The sequence below is a fragment of the Pseudomonas sp. GW821-FHT02C04 genome (genome assembly GCF_059421845.1).
Window position 1 is genome coordinate 132,425 of the sequence record NZ_JBWKVT010000001.1, and the last position, 14,802, is coordinate 147,226.

Consider the following 14,802-nt stretch of genomic DNA (forward strand, 5'->3'; position numbering starts at 1 on the left):
GGCCTCTGGCGCCTGCGTTGGCACGAGAGTGTTAAAAAAGCCCGAAAAATAAACGCTGAGCGGCCCTGTGTTCGCTATTGACTTCACTTTGCCGTTCGGGTTGACTGGCTCGGCGAAACAGCAGTGAACATAATAATTAACAGCTAAATAGGTGCATCATGTCGGTCCCTCTGCGTGCCGTTCAACTCAACGAAGCAAACGCATTCCTTAAGAAACATCCTGAGGTTTTGTACGTCGACCTTCTGATTGCAGACATGAACGGTGTGGTGCGCGGCAAGCGCATCGAGCGCACCAGTCTTCATAAGGTTTACGAGAAAGGCATCAATCTGCCGGCCTCGCTCTTTGCCCTCGACATCAATGGCTCCACGGTGGAAAGCACCGGTCTGGGCCTGGACATCGGCGACTCCGACCGTATCTGCTACCCGATCCCCGGCACCCTGAGCATCGAGCCTTGGCAGAAGCGCCCGACCGCACAACTGCTGATGACCATGCACGAACTGGAAGGCGAGCCGTTCTTCGCCGACCCGCGTGAAGTGCTGGCCAACGTGGTGCGCAAATTCGACGAAATGGGCCTGACCATCTGCGCCGCATTCGAACTCGAGTTCTACCTGATCGACCAGGACAACGTGAACGGCCGTCCACAATCGCCGCGTTCGCCAGTCTCCGGCAAGCGTCCGGTATCGACCCAGGTCTACCTGATCGACGACCTCGACGAGTACGTCGACTGTCTGCAAGACATCCTCGAAGGCGCGAAAGAGCAGGGCATTCCTGCCGACGCCATCGTCAAGGAAAGCGCCCCGGCGCAGTTCGAAGTCAACCTGCATCACGTGTCCGACCCGATCAAGGCGTGCGACTACGCCGTCCTGCTCAAGCGTCTGGTGAAGAACATCGCCTACGACCACGAGATGGACACCACCTTCATGGCCAAGCCGTATCCGGGCCAGGCGGGCAACGGTCTGCACGTACACATTTCGATTCTGGACAAAGAAGGCAACAACATCTTCGCCAGCGAGGATCCCGAGCAGAACGCCGCGCTGCGCCACGCGATCGGCGGTGTGCTGGAGACCCTGCCTGCGCAAATGGCTTTCCTGTGCCCGAACGTCAACTCGTACCGCCGCTTCGGCGCGCAGTTCTACGTACCGAACTCGCCGAGCTGGGGCATCGACAACCGCACCGTGGCTGTCCGCGTGCCGACCGGTTCGGCCGATGCCGTGCGCATCGAGCATCGTGTAGCCGGCGCCGACGCCAACCCGTACCTGCTGATGGCTTCGGTGCTGGCCGGTATTCACCACGGCCTGACCAACCAGATCGAGCCGGGCGCCCCGGTGGAAGGCAACAGCTACGAGCAGAACGAACAGAGCCTGCCGAACAACCTGCGCGACGCCCTGCGTGAGCTGGACGACAGCGAAGTCATGGCCCGCTACATCGACCCGATGTACATCGACGTGTTCGTCGCGTGCAAGGAAAGCGAGCTGGCCGAGTTCGAAAACTCGATCTCTGACCTTGAGTACAACTGGTATCTGCATACCGTCTGACGCTCGAGCGCTCACCCCGCAAGCACCGCCGATTCCGTGGGAACGGCGGTCACCTCTTTCTCTGTGTGAGTCACCCCCATGACCATGACCCGCAACGACTGGGAACAACGCTTCCAGTCCCTGACCCTCGAATCCCGCGCCTTCATCAATGGCGAATACCGTCCGGCCATCAGCGGCGACACCTTCGAATGCCTGAGCCCCGTAGACGGCCGTTTCCTGGCCTCCGTCGCCAGTACCGATGAAGCCGACGCCAACCTGGCCGTCGAAGCCGCGCGCCAATCCTTCAACTCCGGCGTGTGGGCGAACAAGGCCCCGGCCGAGCGCAAGCGCATCCTGATCCGCTTCGCCGATCTGATTCTGCAACACCAGGAAGAACTGGCGCTGCTCGAAACCCTCGACATGGGTAAACCGATCAGCGACTCGATGAGCATCGACATCCCGGCGACCGCCAACGCGATCCGCTGGAGCGCCGAGGCCATCGACAAGATCTACGACGAAGTCGCCGCCACCCCGCACGATCAACTGGGTCTGGTGACTCGCGAGCCGTCCGGCGTTGTTGCTGCGATCGTGCCGTGGAACTTCCCGCTGATCATGGCCAGCTGGAAATTCGCCCCGGCGCTGGCGGCAGGTAACTCGTTCATCCTCAAGCCTTCGGAAAAATCCCCGCTGACCGCGATCCGCATCGCCCAGCTTGGACTGGATGCCGGCATTCCGAAAGGCGTGTTCAACGTCCTGCCAGGCTTCGGCCACACCGTCGGCAAGGCGCTGGCGCTGCACATGGACGTCGATGTGCTGGCCTTCACCGGCTCCACGGCGATTGCCAAGCAACTGATGATTTATGCCGGCCAAAGCAACATGAAACGCGTCTGGCTCGAAGCAGGGGGCAAGAGCCCGAACGTGGTGTTTGCCGACGCACCGGACTTGCGTGCGGCAGCACAAGCAGCGGCCGGCGCCATTGCGTTCAACCAGGGCGAAGTCTGCACCGCCGGCTCGCGCCTGCTGGTGGAGCGTTCGATCCGCGAACAATTCATCCCGCTGCTGGTGGAAGCGCTGCAAGCGTGGAAACCGGGTCACGCCCTCGATCCGGCGACCACCGTCGGCGCCGTGGTCGATCAGCGTCAACTGGACAACGTGCTGCGCTACATCAGCATCGGTCGGGAGCAGGGCGCCGAGCTGATCGCCGGCGGCCATCGCACCCTCGAAGAAACCGGCGGCAGCTACGTCGAGCCGACGATTTTCGACGGCGTGACCAACGCGATGACCATCGCCAAGGAAGAAATCTTCGGCCCTGTGTTGTCGCTGATCACCTTCGACACCGTTGAAGAGGCGCTGCACATCGCCAACGACAGCATCTTCGGTCTCGCTGCCGGGGTCTGGACAAGCAACCTGAGCAAGGCCCACACCTTCGCCCGTGGCCTGCGCGCCGGCAGCGTGTGGGTCAACCAGTATGACGGTGGCGACATGACCGCGCCGTTCGGTGGCTTCAAACAGTCGGGCAACGGTCGCGACAAATCGCTGCACGCGTTCGACAAGTACACCGAGCTGAAAGCGACCTGGATCAAGCTCTAATTCTATTTACAACGGTGGGCGCCGTTCTGCCGGCGCCCCTCGGAGAACAATAATGAAACAACAACACGTGAACAGCTACTACGCCGCCACCCGCAACGAAGTGATCGATTTCCCGATCCTCGAAGAATCGGTGGAGTGTGATGTCTGCGTCATCGGCGCCGGCTACACCGGCCTGTCCTCGGCGCTGTTCCTGACCGAAGCCGGCTACAAGGTGACGGTGCTGGAAGCGGCGAAAGTCGGCTACGGCGCCAGCGGTCGCAACGGTGGCCAACTGGTCAACTCCTACAGCCGTGACGTCGACGTGATCGAAGAGCGCTACGGCGACAAGACCGCCGAAATCCTCGGCAGCATGATCTTCGAAGGTGCCGACATCATCCGTTCGCGCATCAAGGAATACGACATCAAGTGCGACTACCGCCCGGGCGGTATCTTCGCAGCGATGAACAAGAAACAACTCAACGGCCTGGCCGAGCAGAAGCGCAATTGGGAACGCTACGGCAACCGTAATCTGAAGATGCTCGACGCTGCGGACATTCGCCGCGAAGTCGGTTCCGACGCCTACGTCGGTGGTCTGCTGGACATGCAGGGCGGTCACATCCACCCGCTGAACCTGGCCCTCGGTGAAGCTGCAGCCATCGTGCGTCTGGGCGGCAAGATCTACGAGCAATCCGCTGCGGTGGAAATCAAATACGGCGAGCCTAACGTCGTGCGCACCGCTAAAGGCCAGGTTCGCGCCAAGTACCTGCTGATCGCCGGTAACGCCTACCTGCCACAAGGCCTCGACAACCGCGTGACGGCCAAGAGCATGCCGTGCGGTTCGCAGATCTGCGTCACCGAACCGTTGACCGAGAAACAGGCCCGCAGCCTGATCACCAACAACTACTGCGTCGAAGACTGCAACTACCTGCTCGACTACTACCGCCTCACCGCCGACAACCGTCTGCTTTACGGCGGCGGCGTGGTCTACGGCGCCCGTGAACCGGACGACATCGAAACCCTGATCCGCCCGAAGATCCTCAAGACCTTCCCGCAGCTCAAGGACGTGAAAATCGACTACCGCTGGACCGGCAACTTCCTGCTGACCATGTCGCGCATGCCGCAATTCGGCCGTATCGAGAAAAACGCCTACTACATGCAGGGCTACAGCGGCCACGGCGTCACGTGCTCGCACCTGGCCGGCAAACTGATCTCGGAAATGATCCGCGGCGACGCCGAACGTTTCGACGCCTTCGCCTCCCTGCCGCACATGCCGATGCTCGGCGGCCGCACCTTCTCCGCGCCGCTGACCGCCCTCGGCGCCGTGTACTACTCGCTGCGCGACCGTTTCGGCATCTGATTTACCTCGCCGGCGGCGCCCCCAAAAAGGGCGCCGCCGGCTTTTTCATGTGCCGTCCATCGAACCTGCTGAGCAACACCGACAAACGTGATTTAATAGCCGCCTTTCACGGTTCCGGGACACGGGAGCAACGTGATCCGCGCGACCTGCGCGGCACCCGCCACCCACCCCCATTGCCCTTAAGTCGTTCTCACATAAGGCTGTCATGGATACGGGTTCTCGACTCAAACTAGTACGCGAAAGCTACAAACTCTCCCAGCGCGAGCTGGCCCGGCGTAGCGGCGTGACCAATGCCACCATCTCCCTGATCGAACAGAATCGTGTCAGTCCTTCCGTCAGCTCACTGAAAAAGCTGCTCGAAGGCATCCCGATGTCCCTGGCCGACTTCTTCACCTTCGACCAGCCCCCTCGCGAACACCAATACGTCTTCCGCGCCAACGAACAACCCGACCTAGGCCGCCACGGCCTGCGCCTGCTGCTGATCGGCGCCTCGGTCCCCAGCCGCCAGATGCGCTTGCTGCGCGAGCAATACGCGCCGGGCGCGAGTTCCGGGGAAGAGCCGATTGTTCACTCGGAAGGTGAAGAGTGTGGGTTGGTGACGCGCGGTACAGTCGAGCTGACGGTGGACGGGCAGGTGAGCGTGTTGAGTGCGGGGGATGGGTATTATTTTCCGACGACGCTGCCGCACAAGTTCCGGAATATCGGGGCGGATGAGGCGGAGATTATTAGTGCGAATACGCCGGCGAATTTTTGAATGGATTTACTAATTGGAGTATTTATTGCTCCTTGACATGGATGTTGACTCGAGGTGGCTTTTCATATGTCTCCGACCGCAAAATTTAACGGTTTATTGGCCACGATCACTGTAACGGCAATGTTTTTGCTAATTAGTTATGGTGTTCCTTACCTCAATCAGATGAGCCTGAATTATCCGCTCGCATTGACTGGAGCTGCAGTAGTTTCTTCGGCTGGGCTTTATCGAATTCTGTCTCTCGGTATGAGTTGGTGCATGGGGCGGAGTGAGAGGCTGAAAGGCTTTATTTTGGGTCCTTATTACATGCATGGCACGTGGGTAGGGTGTTTTCATGGTCATGGGGGTCATAAGCGGCTCATGGTTGAACACTATATTCAGGATTTGGAAAGTCTAGTGATAACCGGTCGGTCATTTACTGATGAAAGAAAACCGCATGGATATTGGGAGAGCGAATCTACAACAATTGATGCTAGGAAAGGGCGTATTCTTTTTACATACAAATTTGATGTTCTCACTCGGCAGTCATCGCTTTTTGGTATTCATTCCTCTCTTTTTGAACGCGACTCGGCATATTCAGCTCCTAGGTCAACATCTGGCTTTGCGCATGATTTAAATGACGAGACGCGAATCTCCGTCAGCTCAATAAAAATTTCAAGTGCTTTGCTCACTTGGGACGAAGCCTTGGCTAAAGCAGCTTCAATTTATAATGAAGCTGAAAATGGGTGACAGATTTACCCCAATAAGCTTGTCACCTGTTTGGACTTTTCATGCTTCAAGTGTGGGGAGTATTTGGTGGTTTTTAATTGCTCAAGGGGAGTTAAATAAAAAATTAACAAAATATGAAGTGTCGATGTAAGGTGTGAAATAGGTAGGTCGAATTTCTGTTTGTTTTTTGACTTGAGAGGTGTTTTGTGCCTTATCCAATTGATAGGAAGTTGGTAGTTGGAGTGGCGTCTAGCGCTCTATTCGATTTGTCTGATTCGCATAGTGTTTATTTGGAAGGCGGCGTTGAAGAGTATAGGCTTCATCAAGAAAAAAATCTTGATGTGCCTTTTCAGAAAGGCGTTGCCTTTCCGTTTATACGTCGATTTCTAAGTATAAATAAGGCTTTCCCAAAGCAGCTTCCTGTTGAAGTTGTTTTGCTGTCAAGAAATTCTCCTGAAACAGGTATGAGGGTGTTCAGGTCAATAAAGCACTATGGGTTGGATATAAGTCGCGCAGCCTTTATGACCGGACGATCACCTCATGAATATGTGCCGGCTTTCAATGCTTCGTTGTTTTTAAGTGCAAATGAAGGTGACGTTCAAAAAGCGATTGACGCAAATTATCCAGCGGGAGTTGTGTTGCCGTCTAAAGTTTACGATGACGAACTGGACGCTGAGTTACGTGTCGCGTTCGACTTTGATGGTGTAATTGCTGATGATGAAGCTGAGTCGGTATTTAAGAGAAATCATGATTTGGATGAATTTCAAGCTCATGAACATGAGCGCCAGTCGATACCGCATCAGCCAGGACCATTGGCGGACTTGTTTAGAAAGCTATCATTTATGCAAAAGTTGGAAGAGAAACGAATGAAGGATGATCCTGAATATAAAAAAATACTCAGGATATCTATAGTTACAGCAAGAAATGCACCTAGTCATGAAAGAGTTGTTACTACCCTTAAAGAATGGGGTGTTTCTGCTGATGAGTCTTTTTTTCTAGGCGGCATGGACAAGTCTAGAGTTTTGTCAATATTAAAGCCGCATATGTTTTTTGATGATCAACGTAGCCACTTGGAATCATCTGCTGGAAATATACCTATGGTTCATATTCCTTTCGGAATTGCGAACAAGTTATAGGTTGGTTCGCTTTTGGACTTGTTTGGCTCTTTGGTCAGGGGGCGGGAGTAGGGGAAGGTGGCGTGTTAGGTTGCGAATTTTATCCACGTTAAAATCCAATAGATTAACCAGTACAGTAGTGTTGATGCTCCTATAAACATCAAGCCCCATATGGTGGTGGTTTGAATTGTGCTTAACTGTGCGGCTGGAATTATGTTGACGTATTTGGCAGGCATCTCATCTGATTTGCAGTATGAGTGAATCTGACTCCATAAGATGGGAGGGAAGTATAGGTAGGAGATGTTTATTTGCTCTCCGGGTACCAATGTTGGAATTAGTATTTCGGCAGCGTTATTTGAGCCTTTGATAATTTCATGTGCAAGTTGTGGATTTATTTGGAATGCAGGAAGAAATTGATGGCCTATTCGAATGTTGTTGGCCGTCTTTTTGCCTGCGTTTCGGACCACTATGCTGTGAAAGTTTACCTTTGATTTTTGTTCGTCTCCTAAAGGCACTTCTGAAGAGTGAACTAAATAGGTTATAAGCTTCGGTTTTTTTTTTCTAAAAGGCGCTTTACGATAAATGCGATTGCTGAGATGGTCGGTGCCAGCAGCTTTGCGATAACGTCAATATCGAAACTCATTTTTGTGCCCTAGTTTGATTGGACGGCAAAAATAAAATACTAAATTTTCTATTGAGCCTAGCCAAAAAACCGCAATGCTGCGGCTTTTTTTAGATATGAGTGGATGTTGTCAGGCTAGACAAGTAGAGCTTTGGTTTTCAATCGCCCGAAATACATCACTTACGTCTTGCACCATGATCCTGGCGATGGTGGTAACGGTGTTGATGTCATGTTCGGCGTGATCGGACAAGTGGATGCAGGCCATCAGATCCAAGTATTTCAGAACAGCATTGAGCCGCTCCCTGAGGCAGGCGTGAAGATCGCTCAGTGGGGCGTCGGCGTCAATATGCAGGACAGGGTAGTCAGTAGCGGGGTGGGACATTTTCGCGTAACGGTGGAGCGGCGTTTTGATCGTCATATTGAAAGGTCTCTTGGTAAAGATGAGCCACCTTTCTGCTGCGAAACAAAATGGGTGGCAGATGTGTGCGGGTTCGCAGACCGAGGAAGAGACCAAACCCGGCAGACCCGTAAGTCTCCCGCACACAACTGCCGTAAAACGTAATGCTGGCGAATTTTGCCAGAATTGTAGTTTGACGGTGTTAGTCAATTTCCTTAGGGCTGCGAAACCCTATCGCCAAATTCGTTCGGCGACAGACCCACTCTAGGCACCGCTCCCAACTGTCGCAATCAGCCTGTAGGACGTGAAAGCACCACATGTGGCCAGCGATTTTGCTCCCGGTCAGCGGCGCAACCGGCGTAAATCAAGGGCTGCGGAGTGTCAGGGGAAAATGACTTGCCGGGTTTGGAACCGCTTCTCAGCCCCGTGAGAACAAGCTCCCTCACCACGCGCAGTCATTTCCTACGCGTTTTTCAGATCCAAAAATCCAGCCCCCATCCCGCTCCGGAACTTTCCTCAAAAACGATGTCAATTTGATGGCGTGTCGCGACGCTCATTTGAACGGATCAACCAGTGCCAGGCTGTTTCCTGGCAAGCCAAGGAAGTGTGAGATGAAACTGATTCTTGCGATGTTGTTGATGTTCAGCGGTTACGCGTTCGCCGGTTGCGGCAGCATCAGTGATCCTGATCAGCGGGCCTATTGCGAGGGTACGAACGGCGGTACCTGTGGGCGGATCAGCAATATGGATCTGCGTGCGTCCTGCGAATCGCAGAGGAGCGGCGGCAGCTGCGGCACCATTAACGATATGGACATGCGCGCTTATTGTGAAGCCAGAGCCCGGGGTGGCAGTTGCGGGACCATCAACAACATGGATATGCGCGCGGCATGCGATGCAGAGACGCACGGCGGCACTTGCGGAACTATCAATGACATGGACCAACGCGCACTGTGCGAGGCCAGGAAGGGCGGCAGCTGCGGAAGCATCAACAACATGGATCTGCGTAACCAGTGCGAAGCCATGAAGCGATGATTTGTGTGTGACCTGGATCAACCAGTACCAGGCTGTTTCCCGGCAAGCCAAGGAAGTGTGAGATGAAACTGATTCTTGCGATTTTGTTGATGTTCAGCGGCTACACGTATGCCAGTTGCTCCGGTATTCAGGATTCCGATCAACGCAACTATTGTCAGGCTTTGCAGGAGGGCAGCACGTGCGGGGCCATTCACGATCGTGACCTGAAGGCCTCCTGCGAGGCGCAGAAGGGCAGTACTTGCGGTGGCATCTATGATCATGATTTGCGCAACTATTGTGAGGCCATGAAGGGAAGTACCTGCGGAAGTATCAATAACTCGGATTTACGCGCAGCGTGCGAGGCTGAAAAAGGCAGTACATGCGCGTCCATCAATGACCACGATCAGCGAGCATTCTGCGAGGCCAAGAAGGGCAGCACCTGCGCAGGGATCAATAATTCGGATCTGCGCAACCAGTGCGAAGCCATGAAACGCTGATCCATCGGCCTGAATCCAAGCGTAAAAAGGGACACCCTACGGTGTCCCTTTTTTGTGGTCGACTGAAACGGATTTCCCGGACCACCCAGTCAAGCTTTTCACTTGCCACGCCCCGGTTCATCACCAAAGGTTCCCCCCACCAGCACCACGTCGTAGACTGCGAAACAAGTTGTAACGCCTCTCCCACGGACGGAACCGCGCATGATTCAGATCGGCAGCCGCAACAACGCCCCCACGCCGCAGCATAAAACCCAAGACATCTATATCTTCAGCATCGACCTGTCCCGCCCGACAACGCCGTTCTGCTTCGAGCAATCGATCGGCGGCGGGCATGCCAATCAGGGTGGTGCGCGCTGGTTGGCGCTGGATGAGCTGGAGGCGTGGCCGGGCGAGTGGCGGGAGCATTTGAAGAAGGCCAATTGCGCCTGGGTGGCCGAGTTGATGGACGCGCATTCGGGGGCGGATCAGGCTGATCTGGTTTCGCTGATCCTCCAGCAATACGCCGAGCCGGCGCAGCCAACCGGCCGTTTGCAGGCGATTGGCCGCTGGCTCAAACGCAACATTCACGTCGGCGGCCGGTACGGCGTCTAACCCGAGGAAACGCCCATGACTCAGACTCTGGAACGCGCCATCGCGATCGCCGCCACGGCCCACGCGGGGCAGGTGGACAAGGGCGGTGCGCCGTACATTTTGCATCCGCTGAAGGTCATGTTGCGCATGAGCAGCCCGGAAGAGCGCATCGTCGCGGTGCTGCACGATGTGGTCGAGGACTGCGGCATCAGCCTGGATGATTTGCGCAAGGAAGGCTTCAGCGAAGAAGTCTTGTCAGCCATCGAATCGGTGACCAAGGTGCCGGGCGAATCCTACGAGGATTTCGTCGAGCGTGCGGCGCAGAACCCGATCGGGCGGGTGGTGAAACTGGCGGATCTGGAAGAAAACAGCGACCTGTCGCGGATTGCCTCGCCGAGTTGGGAGGATCTGGAGCGGATCGAGAAATATCGGCGTGCGATCGGAAGGTTGCGCGCCTGACTCAATTTGAATAGCCAGGAAGGCGACCATGAAATCCATTCTGTGTTTGTTGATCGCTGCCGGATTCGGCGCGCTGTTGCAGTTCGAGGGCGTGCCCCACGGTTTGCTGTTGGGCTCGATCCTCGTCACCGCACTTGTCGTCACCCGGTTCGGCTTCGTGCCTGCGACGCCTTATGGGCTGGGTTACATCCAGGTCACGCTGGGCATCGCCACCGGACTGATGTTCGAAGCGTGGGACAGTGCGACCGTTTCGACGATGTTGCCAAGCCTCGGCGTGTTGCTGCTGTGCCTGACGGTGCAGGTCGCGCTGTCCGCCTGGTGGCTGGCGCGAGGGGCCGGGTGGAACCGCACGGATGCATTGCTGGCGGTGTATCCGGGGGCGCTGGCGGCGGTGTTCGATTTGCTGGAATCGCATCAGGCATCGAGCAAGGTCATCATCGTGCACCTGATGCGGTTGCTGCTGATCACGGTGCTGGTGAGTTTCCTGATTCCCGGGCCGGTATCGGTCGCCGTCGCCGAAGCCGATCCGCTGTCGACAGGCATGGCGCTGACCGTGCTGTCGGTGATCTTCCTCAGCGTGGTGGTCGGGCGATTGCTGCTGGCGATGGGTGTGCCGGCACCGTTCATGTTGACGGCAATCATCATCACCGCCGTGTTCGTGAAATCGGGATGGCTGCACGGCTTTCACATGCCGGACTGGAGTTTGAATCTGGCGGCGTTGATTCTCGGGGCGCGGATCGGCTCACGGTTCCAGGGCCTCGGTTTTAAGGAACTGGCCCGTCATGGCCGCACGGCGTTGGTCTCGGTGGGTTTGATGATCCTGGTTGCGGCCGGGTTTGCCGAAATGGCGGCGCGGTTGCTGGGGAGTGATGCGTTGTCGCTGTGGCTGGCGTACATGCCGGGAGCGATCGAGACCATCGCCATCGTGGCATTTGGTGGCGGGTTGAACGTGGTGTTTATCCTGACTCACCATCTGGTGCGAATGGTGGTGCTGCACTTTGCGCCGGCATTGTTGGTGCAGGTGCGTAGAGCGCGGGAAGAGGTGTGATTTGTGCGTCGTTCACTTATTTGTGTCTTGAGGTAGGTCATGGGGTCATGGGTTCGGTGCAAATGTGATGAGCTGGTTCACAAAAACTGGTTTTGCGGGACAGGTGTGTCTCTGGTGGCTTCAGAGGATGCGCTTGATCTGCCGGATGGAAATGAAATGTCCGCCAATCAACTCGTCGACAAGCTTTTTGCAGAGTCCGACATGCTTCTCAAATGTTGGAATTGCTCTCGGATCATTTTGTTGAACGAGCGGGGCGGGGAGTTTGATATCAGGTTTTTCGCCCCCGAGCCTGATTGATCTGCGGTGTCCTGCTTTCGCTGGGCTGCTGTGCAGCCCAGCGAAAGCAGGTCGAGCAACACTAGAGGATGTGCGTCGCGAATCCCTCAAGTCCCGGCGCAATCCCGTCCTTCAACGTCAGCGCCGGAATCTCATAATCCCCGCCATTCTGCCGTCGAAACCCGATCGGCCGGGTACTCCACAACTCATCCAGTCTCAGCCCCAGCTCTTCACACGTCCGGGCAAACCGCGCCTCATCCATTTTCCCCGTGCGATACACCACGAACGGCGGCAGCACTTCGAATCCGGGGTAGTAGAGAATCCCGTGATGAATCGGGAACAGCAGATCATCGATCGGCCCGTTGATCCCGCGCGGGCTGTAGTGCGATTCCCAGCCGCCGGCCGTGACCATCAGCATCGCCCGTTTGCCTTTCAACGTGCCTTCGCCATAGCGATCGCCCCAACGGGTGTCGGAATGTTCGCCGACGCCGTAGGCAAATCCGTAGGCGTACACGCGCTCGACCCAGCCCTTGAGGATCGCCGGCATGGAAAACCACCAGAGCGGAAATTGCAGGATCAGGGTGTCGGCCCACAGCAGTTTTGCCTGTTCGGCGGCGATGTCGGCGGCTTGCCGGCCTTGTTCGAACGCGAGTTTGGAGTCGAGGGAGGCGTCGAATGGCCGGCTGCTGTCGCGACCGGGGCTGTCGTCGGCGTCGAGGCTGGCTTTCCAGTTCATCGCGTAGAGGTCGGAAACCTGCACGCTGTGGCCGGCGGCTTGCAGGCGTTGGACGGTGAAGTCTTTCAACGCGCCGTTGAGGGAGTGAGGTTCGGGGTGGGCGTAGACCAGTAGCACATTCATGGTGAGGCTCCGTTGCTGAGTGACAGCAGGATCGGCGCTCGACAGGTATATTGGAAATGAATGTCTGATATGTCTGGTATAGCTATGAATAATTTACGTCGCCTGGATATCAACCTGCTGCTGACCCTCGACGTGCTGCTGTCGGAGCACAACGTCACCCGCGCCGCGCAGCGGCTGAACCTGTCGCAGCCGTCGGTCAGTGTGCATCTGGCCAAATTGCGCGACATCTTTGGCGATCCGTTGCTGCTGCCCGGCCCACGGGGCATGCGCCCGACAGCACGGGCCGATGAATTGCGCGAGCCGTTGCGCGAGGCACTGGAAGCGCTGGAACGGGCGGTGGCGCCGGCCAGTGCGTTCGACCCGGCACAGGCGACGAACACCTGGAAAGTTGCGGCATCGGACTACGGCGAATCGACCGTAATCCTGTCGGCGCTGGCCGGATTACGCACCCAGGCGCCGGGTTCGCGCCTGGCGGTGCTCGACCTGTCGCCGCAGCATCTGGTGAAGCAGGCGGAGCAGGGCGTGATCGATCTGGCGCTGCACACCAGCGAAGACGCGCCGCTGGCGTTGCATCGTCGGGCGCTGTTCAGCGAGCGCTACGTGCTGGCGGGACGGGTGGGGCATCCGGGGTTGCAGCGCAAACTGACGCGCGAGCAATTCTGCGAGCTTGAGCATGTGCTGGTGTCGCCGGAGGGCGGAGGTTTTTTCGGGGTGACGGACAAGGCGTTGGCGGAGGTGGGGCTGAGCAGGAAAGTCGTGCTGTCGGTGCCGCACTTTCTGCTGCTGATGTCGGTGCTGGCGAGTACCGATCTGGTGGCGATGCTGCCGTCGCGGCTGGTGCGCGGCCATTCAGCTCTGCAAGTGGTCGAGCCGCCGCTTACGGTGCCGGGTTACGAAATGGCGATGCTCTGGGCCGAGCGCTCGCATCGTGATCCGGCTCACAAATGGTTTCGCGAACATCTGGCGGCGTCCGTGTGAATCACGCATGCCCCAGGGCAATCGCAAACGACACGACGATCATGCACGCAAACGCAAAATTGAGATTCATGGGGTGTTCATCCTGGGCCTTATTAAAGTGGTGCCATTGTGAACAGGCCCGATGCAAAGAAAAAATTCGGCTTCATGATTTCAATGATCGAAACAATTGATACCAGCCGGTTTGTGTTTGCCCGAGGCTTTGGTTAGTCTCGTTAAACCTGCAATTACAAGCACAAACAGGCATAACCATGCACGATCATTCCGTTGCCGAGCTCCCCTCCCTGCGTCGGCAGAAAATCCTCCTGATTCTCGAACGTGACGGCAAGGTCATGGCTTCCGAGTTGAGCCAGCACTTTGCGGTGTCCGAAGACACCATCCGCCGCGATCTGGCGGAACTGGACAACGCCGGCCTGGTGCAGCGGGTGCACGGCGGGGCGCTGCCGCGACCGAAGGATACCGGCAAGGATTACTTCACGCGGATCAGTGAAACCGACGAGGTGAAAACCAGCCTCGCGCAACTCGCGGCTGGCAGGGTGAAGAATGGTCAGATCGTGCTGTTCGATTCCGGCACCACCACGTTGCAGATCGCCCGTTCGCTGCCCTCGGATATCTCGATCACGGCTGTGACCACATCACCGATGACGGCGATCACCCTGGCCGAATACAAGGGCATCAAAGTGATTCTGGCGGGCGGCCAGCTCAATCTGGCGACGATGTCGGTCAGTGGCCACGAAACGGTGCGACTGCTGCAAAGCATCAAGGCGGATGTGCTGTTTACCGGGGTTTGCGCGATTCATCCGGAAGTGGGGCTGAGTTCGCTGTATTTCGATGAGGTGCCGGTGAAGCAGGCGTTGTTCGACAGCGCGGCGCAGGTGATTGCCGTGACCACGGCGGACAAGCTGGGGGCGGTGGAGCCGTTCGTGGTTGCGCCGTGCAATCGGGTGCATACCTTGATCACCGAGCGGCATCTGGCGTCGGGTAGCGCCGAAGATTACCGGCGGTTGGGGATTGAGGTGGAGCAGTTGCAGGACTGACGTTTTAGAGCGAAACAAAAGGCCCCACCGCTCGCGAT

General features: G+C 56.8%; 16 protein-coding genes. 13 read left to right on the forward strand and 3 right to left on the reverse strand.

Annotated features, from left to right (window positions below):
* Window positions 1-158: 158 nt before the first annotated feature.
* The 6 genes from AC07VV_RS00650 (at window position 159) to AC07VV_RS00675 (ending at window position 7,035) form a co-directional block, all read left to right on the forward strand.
* Window positions 159-1,535: a glutamine synthetase family protein gene (locus tag AC07VV_RS00650; RefSeq protein ID WP_495034831.1), complete on the forward strand. Its 1,377-nt coding sequence runs from the start codon at window positions 159-161 to the stop codon at window positions 1,533-1,535.
* A 78-nt stretch (window positions 1,536-1,613) separates the two neighbouring features.
* Entirely contained in the window at window positions 1,614-3,104 is a 1,491-nt protein-coding gene (locus tag AC07VV_RS00655) for an aldehyde dehydrogenase (RefSeq protein ID WP_495034832.1), read from the forward strand.
* Between the two features lie 52 nt (window positions 3,105-3,156).
* Entirely contained in the window at window positions 3,157-4,440 is a 1,284-nt protein-coding gene (locus AC07VV_RS00660; RefSeq protein ID WP_495034833.1) for an NAD(P)/FAD-dependent oxidoreductase, read from the forward strand.
* Between the two features lie 205 nt (window positions 4,441-4,645).
* Window positions 4,646-5,194 carry a cupin domain-containing protein gene (locus tag AC07VV_RS00665; protein WP_007957093.1) on the forward strand — a complete coding sequence of 183 codons (549 nt, stop codon included), beginning with the start codon at window positions 4,646-4,648 and terminating at the stop codon, window positions 5,192-5,194.
* Window positions 5,195-5,260: 66 nt separating this feature from the next.
* A complete protein-coding gene (locus AC07VV_RS00670) occupies window positions 5,261-5,920 on the forward strand; it encodes a hypothetical protein (protein WP_495034834.1) in 660 nt (219 codons plus the stop codon).
* 185 nt (window positions 5,921-6,105) lie between these two features.
* Window positions 6,106-7,035, forward strand: a complete 930-nt coding sequence (locus AC07VV_RS00675) for a 5'-nucleotidase (protein ID WP_495034835.1) — start codon at window positions 6,106-6,108, stop codon at window positions 7,033-7,035.
* A 65-nt stretch (window positions 7,036-7,100) separates the two neighbouring features.
* On the opposite strand, the gene AC07VV_RS00680 is transcribed toward AC07VV_RS00675, so the two are convergent.
* Window positions 7,101-7,529 (reverse strand): DUF8453 domain-containing protein, encoded by a 429-nt coding sequence (locus AC07VV_RS00680; RefSeq protein WP_495034836.1) that lies wholly within the window; start codon window positions 7,527-7,529, stop codon window positions 7,101-7,103.
* A 237-nt stretch (window positions 7,530-7,766) separates the two neighbouring features.
* Entirely contained in the window at window positions 7,767-8,054 is a 288-nt protein-coding gene (locus AC07VV_RS00685) for a fructose-bisphosphate aldolase (RefSeq protein WP_495034837.1), read from the reverse strand.
* Between the two features lie 590 nt (window positions 8,055-8,644).
* Here AC07VV_RS00685 and AC07VV_RS00690 point away from each other — a divergent pair.
* The 5 genes from AC07VV_RS00690 (at window position 8,645) to AC07VV_RS00710 (ending at window position 11,617) form a co-directional block, all read left to right on the forward strand.
* A complete protein-coding gene (locus AC07VV_RS00690; RefSeq protein WP_169429851.1) occupies window positions 8,645-9,064 on the forward strand; it encodes a hypothetical protein in 420 nt (139 codons plus the stop codon).
* Window positions 9,065-9,126: 62 nt separating this feature from the next.
* Window positions 9,127-9,540 carry a hypothetical protein gene (locus AC07VV_RS00695; RefSeq protein WP_495034838.1) on the forward strand — a complete coding sequence of 138 codons (414 nt, stop codon included), beginning with the start codon at window positions 9,127-9,129 and terminating at the stop codon, window positions 9,538-9,540.
* Between the two features lie 201 nt (window positions 9,541-9,741).
* A complete protein-coding gene (locus AC07VV_RS00700) occupies window positions 9,742-10,131 on the forward strand; it encodes a hypothetical protein (protein WP_495034839.1) in 390 nt (129 codons plus the stop codon).
* A 15-nt stretch (window positions 10,132-10,146) separates the two neighbouring features.
* Window positions 10,147-10,569, forward strand: a complete 423-nt coding sequence (locus AC07VV_RS00705) for an HD domain-containing protein (RefSeq protein ID WP_495034840.1) — start codon at window positions 10,147-10,149, stop codon at window positions 10,567-10,569.
* Between the two features lie 28 nt (window positions 10,570-10,597).
* Window positions 10,598-11,617 carry an AbrB family transcriptional regulator gene (locus AC07VV_RS00710; protein WP_495034841.1) on the forward strand — a complete coding sequence of 340 codons (1,020 nt, stop codon included), beginning with the start codon at window positions 10,598-10,600 and terminating at the stop codon, window positions 11,615-11,617.
* A 358-nt stretch (window positions 11,618-11,975) separates the two neighbouring features.
* Here AC07VV_RS00710 and AC07VV_RS00715 read toward each other — a convergent pair whose 3' ends face one another.
* Window positions 11,976-12,752 (reverse strand): NAD(P)H-dependent oxidoreductase, encoded by a 777-nt coding sequence (locus AC07VV_RS00715; protein WP_495034842.1) that lies wholly within the window; start codon window positions 12,750-12,752, stop codon window positions 11,976-11,978.
* Between the two features lie 84 nt (window positions 12,753-12,836).
* On the opposite strand from AC07VV_RS00715, the gene AC07VV_RS00720 reads away from it, so the two are divergent.
* Both AC07VV_RS00720 and AC07VV_RS00725 read left to right on the forward strand, forming a co-directional pair.
* Window positions 12,837-13,730 carry a LysR family transcriptional regulator gene (locus AC07VV_RS00720; RefSeq protein WP_495034843.1) on the forward strand — a complete coding sequence of 298 codons (894 nt, stop codon included), beginning with the start codon at window positions 12,837-12,839 and terminating at the stop codon, window positions 13,728-13,730.
* Between the two features lie 248 nt (window positions 13,731-13,978).
* Window positions 13,979-14,764: a DeoR/GlpR family DNA-binding transcription regulator gene (locus AC07VV_RS00725; protein ID WP_493066109.1), complete on the forward strand. Its 786-nt coding sequence runs from the start codon at window positions 13,979-13,981 to the stop codon at window positions 14,762-14,764.
* Window positions 14,765-14,802 lie beyond the last annotated feature (38 nt).

Excerpts from the sequence above, each read along its gene's own strand:
- AC07VV_RS00650 (WP_495034831.1), top strand. The coding sequence starts at position 159 with ATGTCGGTCCCTCTGCGTGCCGTTCAACTCAACGAAGCAAACGCATTC.
- AC07VV_RS00655 (WP_495034832.1), top strand. The coding sequence starts at position 1,614 with ATGACCATGACCCGCAACGACTGGGAACAACGCTTCCAGTCCCTGACC.
- AC07VV_RS00660 (WP_495034833.1), top strand. The coding sequence starts at position 3,157 with ATGAAACAACAACACGTGAACAGCTACTACGCCGCCACCCGCAACGAA.
- AC07VV_RS00665 (WP_007957093.1), top strand. The coding sequence starts at position 4,646 with ATGGATACGGGTTCTCGACTCAAACTAGTACGCGAAAGCTACAAACTC.
- AC07VV_RS00670 (WP_495034834.1), top strand. The coding sequence starts at position 5,261 with ATGTCTCCGACCGCAAAATTTAACGGTTTATTGGCCACGATCACTGTA.
- AC07VV_RS00685 (WP_495034837.1), bottom strand. The coding sequence starts at position 8,054 with ATGACGATCAAAACGCCGCTCCACCGTTACGCGAAAATGTCCCACCCC.
- AC07VV_RS00690 (WP_169429851.1), top strand. The coding sequence starts at position 8,645 with ATGAAACTGATTCTTGCGATGTTGTTGATGTTCAGCGGTTACGCGTTC.
- AC07VV_RS00695 (WP_495034838.1), top strand. The coding sequence starts at position 9,127 with ATGAAACTGATTCTTGCGATTTTGTTGATGTTCAGCGGCTACACGTAT.
- AC07VV_RS00700 (WP_495034839.1), top strand. The coding sequence starts at position 9,742 with ATGATTCAGATCGGCAGCCGCAACAACGCCCCCACGCCGCAGCATAAA.
- AC07VV_RS00705 (WP_495034840.1), top strand. The coding sequence starts at position 10,147 with ATGACTCAGACTCTGGAACGCGCCATCGCGATCGCCGCCACGGCCCAC.
- AC07VV_RS00710 (WP_495034841.1), top strand. The coding sequence starts at position 10,598 with ATGAAATCCATTCTGTGTTTGTTGATCGCTGCCGGATTCGGCGCGCTG.
- AC07VV_RS00715 (WP_495034842.1), bottom strand. The coding sequence starts at position 12,752 with ATGAATGTGCTACTGGTCTACGCCCACCCCGAACCTCACTCCCTCAAC.
- AC07VV_RS00720 (WP_495034843.1), top strand. The coding sequence starts at position 12,837 with ATGAATAATTTACGTCGCCTGGATATCAACCTGCTGCTGACCCTCGAC.
- AC07VV_RS00725 (WP_493066109.1), top strand. The coding sequence starts at position 13,979 with ATGCACGATCATTCCGTTGCCGAGCTCCCCTCCCTGCGTCGGCAGAAA.